Origin of the sequence: Microbacterium fluvii (genome assembly GCF_025515205.1) — a bacterium.
GTDB classification, from domain to species: domain Bacteria; phylum Actinomycetota; class Actinomycetes; order Actinomycetales; family Microbacteriaceae; genus Microbacterium; species Microbacterium fluvii.
In genome coordinates, this window is the sequence record NZ_JAOPFX010000003.1 from 512864 (window position 1) to 526971 (window position 14108).

The window sequence follows — 14108 nt, forward strand, 5'->3', positions numbered from 1 at the left end:
GAAACGACCTGCCTGAGCGAGATCTCCTGATCTGATCGGAGCAGCAGACGGCGCGGGCGAGGGGCGGATGCTGCCGCCCTGGGCCGCGCAGCGCGCGCGGCTTGCCTTAGGGTCGACTGGTGACGACGTACCTGCTGGCCGGCGGTGGAACCGCCGGCCATGTGAACCCCCTGCTGGCCGTCGCCGACGCCCTGACGGCGCGCGACCCCGACGCCGAGGTGCTCGTTCTCGGCACCCGCGAGGGGCTGGAGGCCAGGCTCGTGCCCGATCGAGGCTACGAGCTGCTGTTCGTCGACAAGGTGCCCTTCCCTCGGCGGCCGAACGGCGCCGCCCTCGCCTTCCCGCAGCGGCTGCGGCGGGCGGTCGCGCAGGTCCGAGGCCACCTGCGCGACCGGCACGTCGATGCGGTGGTCGGCTTCGGCGGCTACGCCGCCGCCCCGGCCTACCTCGCGGCGCGGCAGGCCCGCGTGCCGTTCGTCGTGCACGAGGCCAACGCCAAGCCCGGGATGGCCAACGTGCTGGGCGCGCGACGGGCGGCAGCCGTCGGCGTCGCGTTCGAGGGCACGGCGCTGCGCGGCGCGCGTGTGGTCGGAATGCCGCTCCGCCGCGAGATCGTCGACCTCGATCGCGGCGCGCTGCGCGCCGAGGCGGCCAGGCACTTCGAGCTCGACCCGCAGCGCCCGACGCTGCTCGTCTTCGGCGGGTCGCTGGGCGCCCTGCGGCTGAACGAGGCGTTCGGCGGCGCCTACTCCGACGTGCTGGCCGCGGGGTGGCAGCTGCTGCACATCACCGGCGAGAAGTCGGACCTCGCCGACCCGGGCGTCGCCGGCTACGCGCTGCGCCGCTACGTCGACCGCATGGATCTCGCCTTCGCGGTGGCCGACCTCATCGTCTCGCGCTCGGGGGCGGCGACCGTCTCCGAGATCAGCGCCCTCGGCATCCCCGCCGTCTACGTGCCCTACGCCGTCGGCAATGGAGAGCAGTCGCTGAACGCCGCATCGGCCGTCCGGGCGGGGGCCGCGGTGCTCATCCCCGACGGCGAGTTCACCGCCGATCGCGTGCGCGAGTCCGTCGTGTCCCTGCTCGCCGATGCGCCCCGGCGCACCGCGATGGCGGAGGCGGCGGCATCCGTCGGCACCCGCTCGGGCGCACAGAACGTCGTGGCGATGGTCGACGAGGCGCTGCGCGGCTGAGCCCCGCGCGGGCGCGCCGCACAGCCGGGGTCCGGCGGCGCCGACCTAGACTTGACGGGTCATGATCAGACCCGACCTGAGCCTTCCCATCCCCGAGACCATCGAGGCCGCGCACTTCATCGGCATCGGCGGCTCCGGCATGTCGGGCCTGGCCCGCATGTTCCTCGATCGGGGCATCCGCGTGTCGGGTTCCGACCGCGCCGACTCCGCGGCGCTGCGCGATCTCGAGGCCCGCGGCGCGCGCGTGTTCGTGGGGCATGACGCCGCCCACCTGCCCGACGACGTCGACACCGTCGTGCACACCGGCGCCATCTGGCCGCAGAACCCCGAGTTCCTGCTGGCCAAGGAGCGCGGTCTGCACGTCATCCACCGCTCCCAGGCGCTGTACTGGCTGATCGGGGGGCGGCGCCTCGTGAGCGTCGCCGGCGCCCACGGCAAGACCACCTCGACGGGCATGCTCGTCACGGCTCTGCAGTCGCTCGACGAAGACCCGACCTTCGTCAACGGCGGGGTGATCGCTCAGCTCGGCGCCTCCAGCGGCACGGGCTCCGACGAACTGTTCGTGATCGAGGCCGACGAGTCCGACGGCACCTTCCTGCTCTACGACACCTCGGTCGCCCTCATCACGAACGTCGACCCCGACCATCTCGACCACTGGGGCAGCCGCGACGCGTTCTACGACGGCTTCGCCGCCTTCGCGAACGCCGCGCGCGAAGCGGTCGTCATCTCCAGCGACGACGCCGGCGCGCTGCGGGTGACCGAGCGCATCACCCACGGTCGCGTGCTCACGTTCGGCTACGCGGATGCTGCCGACGTGCGCCTGTCGGACGTGCGCGTCGACGGCCCGGTGGCCTTCACCCTCACCCACCATGGCCGCTCCGTGCAGGGCCGCCTGCAGGTGCCGGGCGCCCACAACGCCGTCAACGCGGCCGGCGTGGTCGCCGTGCTGCTGACGCTCGGCCACGACCTCGACGACGCCGTGCGCGCGGTCGAGGGATTCACCGGAACGGTGCGCCGGTTCGAACTGCACGGCGTCGAGCGCGGGGTCAGCGTCTTCGACGACTACGCGCATCACCCCACCGAGGTCGAGGCGGCCCTCACGGCCGCCCGCACCGTCGTCGGCGACGGCCGGATCATCGCCGTCCACCAGCCGCACACCTACTCGCGCACCCAGCACATGTTCCGCGAGTTCGCCGAAGTGCTCGAGCGCACCGCCGACCACACGGTCGTGCTCGACGTCTACGGCGCGCGGGAGGACCCCGTGCCCGGCGTCACGGGAGCGCTCGTCAGCGGTGCGTTCGCCGACGCCGATCACGTGCACTTCGTGGCGGACTGGCAGGAGGCGGCGGACTACACGGCCTCGATCGCGCGCGAGGGCGACTACGTCATCACCCTCGGGTGCGGCAACGTGTATCTCATCATCCCGCAGGTGCTCGAGGCGCTGGCGGCCGGGGACTGACATGCGCCGGCCCTCGCCGCTGCCGCCGACGTCGACACGCGCGCCCGAGCGCGGCGCCGCCGGCGAGCCGATCGAGATCTCGGCGGCGTTCGCGTCGGGCGCCGGCATCGGCGGGGCCGATGCCGCGGCGTCGCCCGCCGAGGTCGACTCCGACGAGCTGCGGTGGTCGCGCCCCGAGGCTGCAGAGACGTTCGGCGCCGTGCCGCCCTCGGCGGAGGCGGAGGATGCCCCCGTGCGGCTGCGCGACGTGTGGGGCGCCGCGTGGGCGCGTCGCCGTGCGCTGCGGGCAGAGGTGCGCCGCTTCACGGTGCGCCAGCGCCACCGCCGCGCGATCTGGCTCGGAGCCGGCGCATCGCTGCTGGCGCTCGTACTGGTGACCCTCGGCGCCGCCTACAGCCCCCTGTTCGGCGTGGAGAAGATCCACGTGGTCGGCGCCGAGCAGCTCGACGCCGACACCGTCGCCGCCGCGCTGCGCGACCAGGTCGGCCGCCCGCTGCCGCTGGTCGACGAGAGCGCCGTCAAAGCGGCCCTCGTGAAGTTCCCGCTCGTGCAGAGCTACACCCTCGAGGCGCGCCCGCCGCACGAGCTGGTCGTGCGCATCGTCGAGCGCACCCCGATCGGCGTGATCGAGAGCGCGGCCGGCTACACGCTGGTCGATGCCGCCGGCGTCTCGCTGTCGACGACGCAGGAGCCCGCTGCCGGCAGTCCGCTGCTGAAGGTCGCCGGGGGAGTGGGCTCGGCCGCCTTCGACGCCGCGGGGCAGGTCATGCGCACCCTGCCCGAGTCGATCCGCGACCAGGTCACGAAGGTGACGGCGACATCGGCCGACGACGTCACGCTGCGCCTGGGCGACACCCGCACCGACATCGTGTGGGGGAGCGCCGACGACTCGGCGACCAAGGCGGTCGTGCTCGCCGCGGCGATGAAGGCCAAGCCGCCGAAGTCCGTCTCCGGCTACGACGTGTCGTCGCCGGAGGCCGTCGTCATCTGGTGACCTTCAACCTTCGATAGAAGGCTGAGACGGATTCCGATGCGGATGCGGCGACACGCCCACGACGGTGCGTGCGGGTCGTCGCCGCCCGCCTACTTTCGACTCAAGAATTGCATACCGGGCAATTCTTTAAACCTCTAGTAGAGGTTCAAGGTTTGGTTCGGATGAGACGGAGACACGGCATGAGCCAGAACCAGAACTACCTCGCAGTCATCAAGGTGGTCGGCGTCGGCGGCGGCGGAGTCAACGCCGTCAACCGCATGATCGAACTGGGCCTGCGCGGAGTCGAGTTCATCGCGATCAACACCGACGCCCAGGCGCTGCTCATGAGCGATGCCGACGTCAAGCTCGACGTGGGCCGCGAGCTCACCCGAGGGCTCGGCGCGGGCGCCGACCCCGAGGTCGGGCGCCGAGCGGCCGAAGACCACGCGGAGGAGATCGAAGAGGCGCTGCGCGGCGCCGACATGGTCTTCGTCACCGCCGGCGAGGGCGGCGGCACCGGCACGGGCGGGGCTCCCGTGGTCGCCAAGATCGCCAAGTCGATCGGCGCCCTCACGATCGGTGTCGTGACCAAGCCCTTCTCGTTCGAGGGCCGCCGTCGGCAGAGCCAGGCCGAGACCGGTGTCGGCAAGCTGAAAGAAGAGGTCGACACCCTCATCGTCGTGCCCAATGACCGCCTGCTCGAGATCAGCGACCGCGGCATCTCGATGATCGAGGCCTTCGCCACGGCCGACCAGGTGCTCCTGGCCGGTGTGCAGGGCATCACCGACCTCATCACGACGCCCGGTCTCATCAACCTCGACTTCGCCGACGTGAAGTCGGTCATGCAGGGCGCGGGCTCCGCGCTCATGGGCATCGGCTCGGCCCGAGGCGCCGACCGCGCGATCAAGGCCGCCGAGCTCGCGGTCGAATCCCCGCTGCTGGAGGCGTCGATCGAAGGCGCCCACGGCGTGCTGCTGTCGATCCAGGGCGGATCGAACCTCGGCATCTTCGAGATCAACGACGCCGCGCAGCTGGTGAAGGAGGCCGCGCACCCCGAGGCCAACATCATCTTCGGAACGGTGATCGACGACACCCTCGGCGACGAGGTGCGCGTCACCGTCATCGCGGCGGGCTTCGACGGCGGCGAGCCGCAGTTGCGCATCGAGCCGGTCGCGGCGCGCGTCGTGACGCCGCCGGTGCTGCCGGCCACGCCGGCCGAAGACGTCGCTGCCCAGATCGGCGACGAGCGCGAGCCCGAGAAGGTCTCGGTCGCCGTCCCCGACACGAGCTACGACTCGGCCTTCGGCGACGACGACCTCGACATCCCGGACTTCCTCAAGTAACCCGCATCCGCCGTGTCGACGTCTGCCGATCCCGTCCGCGCACTCGCCGACCGCCTCGCCGAGGTCGACGACCGCATCGCGCGCGCTGCGCGCGATGCCGGTCGCGACCCGGCGCAGATCACCCGCATCGTCGTGACGAAGTTCCACCCGGTCGCCCTCGTCGACGAGCTGTATCGGCTCGGCGTGCGCGACATGGGTGAGAACAGGCAGCAGGAGCTCACGGCGAAGACCGCCGAGCCGGGCGACCGCGCAGGACTCACCTGGCATTTCATCGGCCAGCTGCAGACCAAGAAGGCGCGGGCCGTGCGCGCAGCGGCCGCTGTCGTGCACTCGGTCGACCGCGATCGGGTCGCCGACGCGCTCGAGGCGGCAGCGGGGGAGGGCGCGCCCGTGCTCGACGTGCTGCTGCAGGTCAACCTCACCGACGACCCAGGGCGCGGCGGCGTCTCGCCCGCGGGGCTGGAGGCCCTCGCCGCACATGTCGCGGAGCTCGAGACGCTGCGGGTGCGCGGCGTCATGGCGGTCGCGCCGCTCGGGGAGTCGCCCGCCGCGGCGTTCGAGCGCCTGCGCGCCCATGCCGACACGGTGCGCAGCGTCGTCGCCGATGCCGACTGGATCTCGGCCGGGATGACCGCCGACTTCGCCGAAGCGATCGCCGCCGGCGCGACACACCTTCGGATCGGCTCGGCAATCACGGGCCCGAGGCCCGTGCACGGTTAGCCTCGGAACAGCAGAGCCAACACGGAGGATGCGATGTCGAACCCGCTCAAGAAGACCATGGTGTACCTGGGTCTCGCCGACGAGGAAGAGGTCTACGAGGAGCCCGCTCCCGTGGCCCGCAAGTCGCAGGCGCCCGTCGAGAAGGCCGCGCCCATCACTCCGCTGCACCGCCCCGCGGTCGTCCGACAGCCCGTGCAGGGGGCTGTGAGCGAGATCCTCACGGTGCACCCGAAGCAGTACCGCGACGCGCAGGTGATCGCCGAGAACTTCCGCGACGGCATCCCCGTCATCATCAACCTCTCGCAGATGAGCGACGCCGACGCGCGCCGCCTCGTCGACTTCGCGAGCGGCTTGTCGCTGGGTCTGTACGGTCGCATCGAGCGGGTCACCAGCAAGGTGTTCCTGCTCTCGCCCGAGCACGTCGCCGTCTCCGGTGACGGAGCCGTCGCGCAGGCCGACCCCGAGTCGGTGCCCTTCGCCCAGTAACCGTGGTCGTCGTCCAGATCCTCGCGGGGATCATCAACGCGCTCCTGCTCGTCTACGTGCTGGTGCTGCTCGCGCGGATGGTGCTCGACTGGATCCCGTTCTTCAACCGCGAGTGGCGCCCTCAGGGCGCGGGCCTGGTCGCCGCCGAGATCGTGTACACCGTCACCGATCCGCCGCTGAAGTTCTTCCGCCGGTTCATCCCCCCGCTGCGCATCGGAGCGGTCGCGATCGATCTCGGGTTCACCCTGACGCTGATTCTGTGTCTCGTGCTGCTGAACATCACACGACTGCTCTCCTGACACACGCGTCACCTTCGACACACTCCGCACCGACGGCTATGCTTGCCAGGAACGACCCGCCGTCCGGTGGGACGACCCTGACATCGACCACCGAAGGCTCTCGAAGAAGGAAAGACCATGGCATTGACCCCGGATGACGTCGTCACCAAGCAGTTCCAGCACGTCCGCTTCAAGGAGGGCTTCGACCCCGACGAGGTCGACGACTTCCTCGACGAGATCGTCGTCGAGTGGCGCAAGACCATCGCCGAGAACGACGAGCTGAAGGCCAAGCTCGCCGCCTACGAGTCGGGCGAGACCCCGGCCCCGGTCGCCGCGGCCCCCGCACCCGAGCCCGAGCCGGAGCCCGCTGCGGAGCCCGCTCCCGTCGCCGAGGCCCCCGCGCCCGTGGCCGCGCAGGCCGCCGCTCCCGCGGCCGCCACCGCCGGGATCATCGAGCTGGCCCAGCGCCTGCACGACGAGCACGTCGCCGAGGGTCAGGCCAAGCGCGATCAGCTCATCTCCGACGCCCAGGCCCAGGCCGCCTCGATCATCGCCGATGCAGAGGCCAAGGGACGCGACGAGATCGCACGTCTCGACAAGGAGCGCGCCTCGCTGGAGAGCAGCATCAGCGAGCTGCGCAACTTCGAGCGCGACTACCGTTCCCAGCTGCGCAGCTACATCGAAGGCCAGCTGCGCGACCTCGAGACCACGGCAGCAGGCTCGGGCGTCTCGGCGCTCGGCTAGGACGGCCCGTTGTCGGGTCGACCACCGCTTCGTCACGCGGCGGCCGGCACCATCATCGCGATCCTCGCGGTGCTGGTGCTGGCCGCCGATCAGTTCAGCAAGTACCTCGCGATCGAGAACCTCCCGCCGGAGGAGCCCGTCCACGTCCTCGGCGACTTCCTGATCTTCTACCTCGTGCGCAACCCCGGCGCCGCCTTCTCGCTCGGCGAGGAGGTGACGTGGATCTTCACGATCGCGCTGGCCCTCGTCGCGATCGCGATCGTGTGGCTCGCCGCCACGAAGGTCCGCTCGCGCCTGTGGGCCGTCGTGCTCGGACTGCTGCTGGGCGGTGTGCTCGGAAACCTCACCGACCGGCTGCTGCGGGAGCCCTCGTTCGGCATCGGCCACGTCGTCGACTTCATCAACACCCCGTGGATGATGCCGGCGATCTACAACGTCGCCGACATCTTCATCGTCACGATGATGATCTCGGTCGCCCTTCTGGTCGTGCTCGGTCGTCACCTCGACGGCAGTCGAGAAGCGCGCGCCGCGAAGAACGCCGACGCGGATGCCGAGGCCCCCGCATCCGATTCGCCGACCGCCGCGCAGGACTGACGTGGAATCCCGCAGCCTCCCCGTGCCGGACGGCCTCGACGGCACGCGTGTCGACGCGGCGCTGGCCAAGATGCTCGGCTTCTCGCGCACCTTCGCCGCCGACGTCGCCGACGCCGGCGGGGTGAGCATGGACGGGCGCGCCCTCGGCAAGAGCGACAAGCTGCGCGCGGGCGCGTGGCTCGACGTGCAATGGGCGCCCAAAGAGGAGCCCAGGGTCGTGCCGGTCGAGGTTCCCGACCTCGGGATCGCCTACGACGACGACGACATCGTCGTGGTCGACAAGCCCTCGGGTGTCGCGGCGCACCCCTCGCTCGGCTGGGAGGGCCCGACGGTGCTCGGTGCCCTCGCGGCCGGCGGATACCGCATCGCGACCACCGGCGCGGCAGAGCGCCAGGGCGTCGTGCATCGCCTCGACGTGGGCACCAGCGGGCTCATGGTCGTCGCCAAGACCGAGCGCGCCTATACGGCGCTCAAGCGTGCGTTCAAGGAGCGCGAGGTCGAGAAGATCTACCACGCCGTCGTGCAGGGTCACCCCGATCCGCTGGCCGGCACCATCGATGCGCCGATCGGGCGGCACCCGAACCACTCGTGGAAGTTCGCCGTCACCCCGAGCGGCAAGGACTCGGTGACCCACTACGAGACGCTCGAGGCGTTCCCCGGCGCGTCGCTGCTGGAGATCCACCTCGAGACCGGGCGCACGCATCAGATCCGCGTGCACATGGCAGCGCACCGCCACCCCTGCGTCGGCGACCCGCTCTACGGCGCCGACCCGACGCTGTCGGCGCGGCTCGGGCTCATCCGGCAGTGGCTGCACGCGCACGAGCTGTCGTTCGCGCACCCGACGACGGGCGACTGGGTCACCTTCACCTCCGGCTACCCGGCCGATCTACAGCACGCCCTCGACGTGCTCCGAGCCGACTGATCAGCGGCCTCCCTCGAATCGGGCCTCGCCGCGGGGCTCGAGGGCCGATTCCACGCGCGCGCGCATGTCGCCGGTGAGGTCGGGGTGCTCCAGTTCGTACCAGCCGACCTCTGTCATCTCGCCGTCGGCAGGGTACGGCTCTCCCGACACCCACTCGCAGCGGTACACGAGGTCGAGGTAGTCGCTCTGGTCGCCGTTGTCGTACGTGACGCGCGGAATCTGGTGCACCCACGTGAGCCGTGTCGTGCGGGCGACGACCCCAGCCTCTTCGAGGGTCTCGCGCACGGCCGCATCGGCGGGCTCTTCGCCAGGGTCGATGATGCCGGTGATCGGGGTGAGGGCGCCGGTGTCGCTGCGTCTGCCGAGCAGCACCCTGCCCTCGTGCAGCACGACGGCGGTCACACCGGACAGCGGCAGCGGCATCGTGCCGACGTGGCGGCGCAGTTCGAGGATGAACTCGGGGGTGGGCATGCCGCCAGCCTACGGCGCGCGCCGCGACCCGATGCTCAGAAGAGCGAGCCGAGCACGTCGAGCCGCACCTGGGCGGCGACGGCGATGACGGCGTAGTCGACCACGGTGATCAGCAGCGCCCACGACCAGAGTGCGGCGCCGAATCGACGAGCGCCCTCGCCGAGCAGCCCGTCGCGCAGCATCCATCCCAGCGTGAACCAGAAGAGGGGGATCGTGACGAGCCAGATCACCATGCACCACGGGCACAGCGACCCGTACTCGAAGACGCTGCGCCACGCGAAGAAGTGCACGAGCACGAAGGCGGCCGTCACGAACCCGAAGAAGGTGCGCCAGTACCAGCCGCGCAGGCCCCCTGGCGAGGCGAACGCGCTGACGGCAGCGTAGAGCGGTCCGAAGAACAGGGTGATGCCGATGATCGAGTTCGAGAACCCGAGCAGGTTGCCCCCCGGCGAGAGCAGATTCGGTCCGCACGTGACGATGGGGCTGATCGAGCACGAGATGAGCGGGGCGGCGTCGGTGAGCTGGCCGATGTATTCGAGGTAGAGCAGAAAGGCGACGACGCCGCCCAGCACCGCCGCGACGATCCAGAAGACGGCGAGGCCGCGCGGCGGCAGGAAGGTGCGCGGGATGACGGATGCGGTGGGCTCGGCCATGCGCACAGTCTGGCGCGCCCGTGCCTCGAGCGCATCGGGTGACGGGCCGTGCAAAATGCGCACGGGGAGTTCCCCTGTCGCAGCCCACCCTCTACAGTCCGAGCATGACGACTGCGATGCTGCTGCGTCGGCTCGACGGAGCCCAGGAACGGTACGACGAGCTGATCGCGGGTCTGACGGCGGCGCAGCTGGGGCTGAAGCTCGGCGATCTGCCCTCGTCGACGATCGGGCAGCAGCTGTGGTGCGTCGTCGGCGCCCGCGAGAGCTATCGCCGCGCCGCCGAGGCGGGGTCGTGGCAGGGATTCGACGCGTCGCTCACCTCGGCCGATCTCGACGATCCGGCGCGGGTGCGCGCCGTCTTCGCACGGTCGCACCAGGGCACGCACGCGTTCATCGCTGGGCTCGATCCCGACGACGCCTACGCCCTCGAGCTCGCCTTCGGTCTGCTCGAGCACGAGACGATGCACCACGGCCAGCTCATCCGGTATCTCTACGGCGACCGCATCCCGATCCCGCCGGGGTGGAAGGAGCACTATGTGCTGGATTGAGCGCGCCCAACCCTCACCCTCGACTCGAAGGTGAGACGACCTGGGCGCATGACGGCGGGCTCGGCCGCGTGGCCGGGGCCTCGCGTCGGTGCCTCTTCGTAGACTCGATCTCGTGGCATCCGACTCCTTCGTCCATCTGCACGTGCACAGCGAGTACTCGATGCTCGACGGGGCCGCCAAGATCGGCGCCATGACGCAGGCGGCCGCCGAATACGGGATGCCGGCGATCGCCGTCACCGACCACGGCAACACCTTCGCGGCCTTCGAGTTCTACAAGGCCGCCCAGGCGTCGGGCGTCAAGCCGATCATCGGCCTCGAGGCCTACGTCACCCCCGGAACCCACCGCAGCGACAAGTCGCGCGTGGCGTGGGGCACGCCCGACCAGAAGAGCGACGACGTCTCGGGCTCTGGCGCCTACACGCACATGACGCTGTGGAGCGAGACCACACCCGGCATGCACAACCTGTTCCGGCTGAGCTCGCGCTCGAGCATGGAGGGGTACTACTTCAAGCCGCGCATGGACCGGGAGCTCCTGCAGACCTACGGCAAGGGCCTCATCGCGACGACCGGGTGCCCGTCGGGCGAGGTGCAGACCCGCCTGCGGCTCGGCCAGTACGACGCGGCGCGCGCCGCCGCCGCCGAGTTCCAGGACATCTTCGGCAAAGAGAACTACTTCGCCGAGATCATGGACCACGGCCTGTCGATCGAGCGGCGGGTCATGACAGACCTGCTGCGCCTCGCCAAAGACCTCGACATCCCGCTGGTGGCCACCAACGACTCGCACTACACGCACCAGCACGAGGCCGACGCGCACGCGGCGCTGCTGTGCGTGCAGTCGGGGTCGACCCTCGACGACCCGAACCGCTTCAAGTTCGACGGCGACGGCTATTACGTCAAGACCGCCGCAGAGATGCGGCAGCTCTTCCGCGACCACCCGGAGGCGTGCGACAACACCCTCCTGATCGCCGAGCGCTGCGAGGTCGAGTTCGACACGGCAGCCAACTACATGCCGCGCTTCCCCGTGCCCGACGGCGAGACCGAAGACAGCTGGCTCATCAAAGAGGTCGAGAACGGGCTGCACTACCGCTACCCCGGCGGCATCCCCGACAAGGTGCGCAAGCAGGCCGAGTACGAGACCGGCATCATCCTGCAGATGGGCTTCCCCGGCTACTTCCTCGTCGTCGCCGACTTCATCAACTGGGCCAAAGACAACGGCATCCGCGTCGGCCCCGGCCGCGGTTCCGGCGCCGGCTCGATGGTCGCCTACGCCATGAAGATCACCGATCTCGACCCGCTCGAGCACGGCCTCATCTTCGAGCGCTTCCTCAACCCCGACCGCGTCTCGATGCCCGACTTCGACGTCGACTTCGACGACCGCCGCCGCGGCGAGGTGATCGACTACGTCACCGAGAAGTACGGCTCCGAGCGCGTCGCGCAGATCGTGACCTACGGCACGATCAAGTCGAAGCAGGCGCTGAAAGACGCCGGGCGGGTGCTCGGATTCCCCTTCAGCATGGGGGAGCGCCTCACCAAGGCCATGCCGCCGCCCGTCATGGGCAAGGACATGGAGCTCGGCGGCATGTTCGACCCCGAGCACAAGCGCTTCAAAGAGGCGGTGGAGTTCCGCACGCTCATCGAGAGCGACCCGGAGGCCAAGACGGTCTTCGACCGCGCGCTGGGACTGGAGGGCCTGAAGCGCCAGTGGGGCGTGCATGCGGCAGGCGTCATCATGTCGAGCGAACCGCTGCTGGACATCATCCCGATCATGCGCCGCGAGCAGGACGGCCAGATCGTCACGCAGTTCGACTACCCGTCGTGCGAGACGCTCGGCCTCATCAAGATGGACTTCCTGGGGCTGCGCAACCTCACGATCATCTCCGACGCGCTCGACAACATCCGCATGAACCGGGGGGAGGAGCTCGACCTCGAGCACCTCGCGCTCGACGACCGCGCCGCCTACGACCTGCTCACCCGCGGCGACACGCTCGGCGTCTTCCAGCTCGACGGCGGGCCCATGCGGTCGCTGCTGCGGCTCATGAAGCCCGACAACTTCGAAGACATCTCGGCCGTCATCGCGCTCTACCGCCCGGGCCCCATGGGTGCCAACTCGCACACCAACTACGCGCTGCGCAAGAACGGCCTGCAGCCGATCACACCCATCCACCCCGAACTCGCCGAGCCGCTCAAAGACATCCTCGACACCACCTACGGCCTGATCATCTATCAGGAGCAGGTCATGGCCATCGCGCAGAAGGTCGCCGGCTTCAGCCTCGGCCAGGCCGACATCCTGCGCCGCGCGATGGGCAAGAAGAAGAAGTCCGAGCTCGACAAGCAGTACGAGGGCTTCTCGGGCGGCATGGCCGAGCGCGGCTTCGGGGAGGGCGCCGTGACGGCGCTGTGGGACATCCTGCTGCCCTTCTCGGATTACGCGTTCAACAAGGCCCACTCCGCCGCCTACGGTCTCGTCTCGTACTGGACCGCCTACCTCAAGGCCCACTACCCGGCCGAGTACATGGCGGCGCTGCTGACGAGCGTCGGCGACTCGAAAGACAAGATGGCGGTGTACCTCAACGAGTGCCGCCGCATGGGCATCCGCGTGCTGCCGCCCGATGTGGGCGAGTCGATCCGCTACTTCGCGGCCGTCGGCGACGACATCCGCTTCGGCCTGGGTGCCGTGCGCAACGTAGGCGCGAACGTCGTGGACGGCATCGTCACGGCGCGAGAAGACGCCCCCTATGCGAGCTTCCACGACTTCCTAGCGAAGGTCCCTGCGCACGTGGCCAACAAGCGCACGGTCGAATCGCTCATCAAGGCGGGCGCCTTCGACTCGCTCGGGTCGACCCGCCGCGCCCTCATGGAGATCCATGAAGACGCGACCGAGCAGGCCGTGCTCGACAAGCGCCGCGAGGCCAACGGCGAGGTGGGGTTCGACTTCGACAGCCTGTGGGGCGACGACGAGCCGCAGCAGGTCGCGAAGGTGCCCGAGCGGCCCGAGTGGACCAAGAAGGACAAGCTCGCGTTCGAGCGCGAGATGCTCGGCCTCTATGTCTCCGACCACCCGCTGGCAGGCCTCGAGATCCCGCTCGCCAAACACGCGAGCACCAGCATCCACGACCTCCTCGCCGATGAGAACGTGCAGGACGGCGACCAGGTCACGATCGCCGGCCTCGTCACGAGCGTGCAGCACCGGGTGGCCAAGCAGAGCGGCAACCCCTACGGCATGATCACCGTCGAGGACTTCGACGGCGAGGTGACGGTCATGTTCATGGGCAAGACCTACACCGAGTTCCAGTCGATGCTCGTGGCCGACTCGATCCTCGTGGTGCGCGGGCGGGTCTCGCGCCGCGACGACGGGCTCAACCTGCACGGTCAGTCGGCGTTCTCGCCCGATCTCGGGAATGTGGATGCTGCCGGCCCCCTCGTGCTGATCGTGCCGGAGCAGCGGGCGACCGAGCAGCTGGTGACCGAGCTCTCCGAGGTGCTCGGCCGTCACCGCGGAGACACCGAGGTGACGCTCAAGATCCACAAGGGGACGGTCGCGAAGGTGTTCGAGGTGCCGATGCCCGTGCAGGTCACGGCCGACCTCTACGGCGAGCTCAAGGGCCTGCTCGGCCCCCAGTGCCTCGGCTGATTCCGGAGCGCGGACGGGCGTGACCTGCCCGTCTCATCTCATCCTCATCTCATACGCCGCGAGTAGGATCGCAGCACGCGACGCGAGAGCGTC

The 14108-nt window shown here is 69.9% G+C and carries 14 protein-coding genes; 12 read left to right on the forward strand and 2 right to left on the reverse strand.

All coding sequences use genetic code 11. The features are described from left to right. Positions 1-119: 119 nt before the first annotated feature. From murG to OAW74_RS13705, 10 genes are all read left to right on the forward strand, one after another. Entirely contained in the window at positions 120-1193 is a 1074-nt protein-coding gene (gene murG / locus OAW74_RS13660; RefSeq protein ID WP_262874913.1) for an undecaprenyldiphospho-muramoylpentapeptide beta-N-acetylglucosaminyltransferase, read from the forward strand. Between the two features lie 61 nt (positions 1194-1254). Beyond that, positions 1255-2652, forward strand: a complete 1398-nt coding sequence (murC, locus tag OAW74_RS13665; RefSeq protein WP_262874914.1) for a UDP-N-acetylmuramate--L-alanine ligase — start codon at positions 1255-1257, stop codon at positions 2650-2652. 1 nt (position 2653) lies between these two features. Further along, entirely contained in the window at positions 2654-3646 is a 993-nt protein-coding gene (locus tag OAW74_RS13670; protein ID WP_262874915.1) for an FtsQ-type POTRA domain-containing protein, read from the forward strand. A gap of 179 nt (positions 3647-3825) precedes the next feature. Further along, complete coding sequence (ftsZ, locus tag OAW74_RS13675; protein WP_262874916.1) at positions 3826-4968, forward strand: cell division protein FtsZ; 1143 nt, start codon at positions 3826-3828, stop codon at positions 4966-4968. 12 nt (positions 4969-4980) lie between these two features. After that, positions 4981-5688: a YggS family pyridoxal phosphate-dependent enzyme gene (locus OAW74_RS13680; protein WP_262874917.1), complete on the forward strand. Its 708-nt coding sequence runs from the start codon at positions 4981-4983 to the stop codon at positions 5686-5688. Between the two features lie 33 nt (positions 5689-5721). Further along, the gene (locus tag OAW74_RS13685; protein ID WP_262874918.1) at positions 5722-6174 is read left to right on the forward strand and encodes a cell division protein SepF; all 453 of its coding nucleotides are present in this window, start codon (positions 5722-5724) and stop codon (positions 6172-6174) included. A gap of 2 nt (positions 6175-6176) precedes the next feature. Then, on the forward strand, positions 6177-6473 hold the full coding sequence (locus OAW74_RS13690) for a YggT family protein (RefSeq protein ID WP_262874919.1): 297 nt from the start codon (positions 6177-6179) through the stop codon (positions 6471-6473). 117 nt (positions 6474-6590) lie between these two features. Beyond that, the gene (locus OAW74_RS13695; protein ID WP_262874920.1) at positions 6591-7196 is read left to right on the forward strand and encodes a DivIVA domain-containing protein; all 606 of its coding nucleotides are present in this window, start codon (positions 6591-6593) and stop codon (positions 7194-7196) included. A 9-nt stretch (positions 7197-7205) separates the two neighbouring features. Then, positions 7206-7790: a signal peptidase II gene (lspA, locus tag OAW74_RS13700; protein ID WP_262874921.1), complete on the forward strand. Its 585-nt coding sequence runs from the start codon at positions 7206-7208 to the stop codon at positions 7788-7790. A 1-nt stretch (position 7791) separates the two neighbouring features. Further along, positions 7792-8712, forward strand: a complete 921-nt coding sequence (locus OAW74_RS13705) for an RluA family pseudouridine synthase (protein WP_262874922.1) — start codon at positions 7792-7794, stop codon at positions 8710-8712. Here the strand turns inward: OAW74_RS13705 and OAW74_RS13710 are convergent, their stop codons facing one another. Continuing rightward, positions 8713-9183: an NUDIX hydrolase gene (locus tag OAW74_RS13710; RefSeq protein WP_262874923.1), complete on the reverse strand. Its 471-nt coding sequence runs from the start codon at positions 9181-9183 to the stop codon at positions 8713-8715. Positions 9184-9218: 35 nt separating this feature from the next. Next, positions 9219-9836, reverse strand: coding sequence for a vitamin K epoxide reductase family protein (locus OAW74_RS13715; protein ID WP_262874924.1), 618 nt, complete (start codon positions 9834-9836; stop codon positions 9219-9221). A gap of 104 nt (positions 9837-9940) precedes the next feature. On the opposite strand from OAW74_RS13715, the gene OAW74_RS13720 reads away from it, so the two are divergent. Continuing rightward, entirely contained in the window at positions 9941-10384 is a 444-nt protein-coding gene (locus OAW74_RS13720; protein WP_262874925.1) for a DinB family protein, read from the forward strand. A 160-nt stretch (positions 10385-10544) separates the two neighbouring features. Continuing rightward, positions 10545-14015, forward strand: a complete 3471-nt coding sequence (dnaE, locus tag OAW74_RS13725) for a DNA polymerase III subunit alpha (protein ID WP_378734058.1) — start codon at positions 10545-10547, stop codon at positions 14013-14015. Positions 14016-14108: the final 93 nt, after the last annotated feature.

Coding starts and splice junctions, on each gene's coding strand:
- ftsZ (WP_262874916.1), top strand. CDS start 3,826: ATGAGCCAGAACCAGAACTACCTCGCAGTCATCAAGGTGGTCGGCGTC.
- OAW74_RS13685 (WP_262874918.1), top strand. CDS start 5,722: ATGTCGAACCCGCTCAAGAAGACCATGGTGTACCTGGGTCTCGCCGAC.
- dnaE (WP_378734058.1), top strand. CDS start 10,545: ATGCTCGACGGGGCCGCCAAGATCGGCGCCATGACGCAGGCGGCCGCC.
- OAW74_RS13670 (WP_262874915.1), top strand. CDS start 2,654: ATGCGCCGGCCCTCGCCGCTGCCGCCGACGTCGACACGCGCGCCCGAG.
- OAW74_RS13710 (WP_262874923.1), bottom strand. CDS start 9,183: ATGCCCACCCCCGAGTTCATCCTCGAACTGCGCCGCCACGTCGGCACG.
- murC (WP_262874914.1), top strand. CDS start 1,255: ATGATCAGACCCGACCTGAGCCTTCCCATCCCCGAGACCATCGAGGCC.
- OAW74_RS13715 (WP_262874924.1), bottom strand. CDS start 9,836: ATGGCCGAGCCCACCGCATCCGTCATCCCGCGCACCTTCCTGCCGCCG.
- OAW74_RS13720 (WP_262874925.1), top strand. CDS start 9,941: ATGACGACTGCGATGCTGCTGCGTCGGCTCGACGGAGCCCAGGAACGG.
- OAW74_RS13695 (WP_262874920.1), top strand. CDS start 6,591: ATGGCATTGACCCCGGATGACGTCGTCACCAAGCAGTTCCAGCACGTC.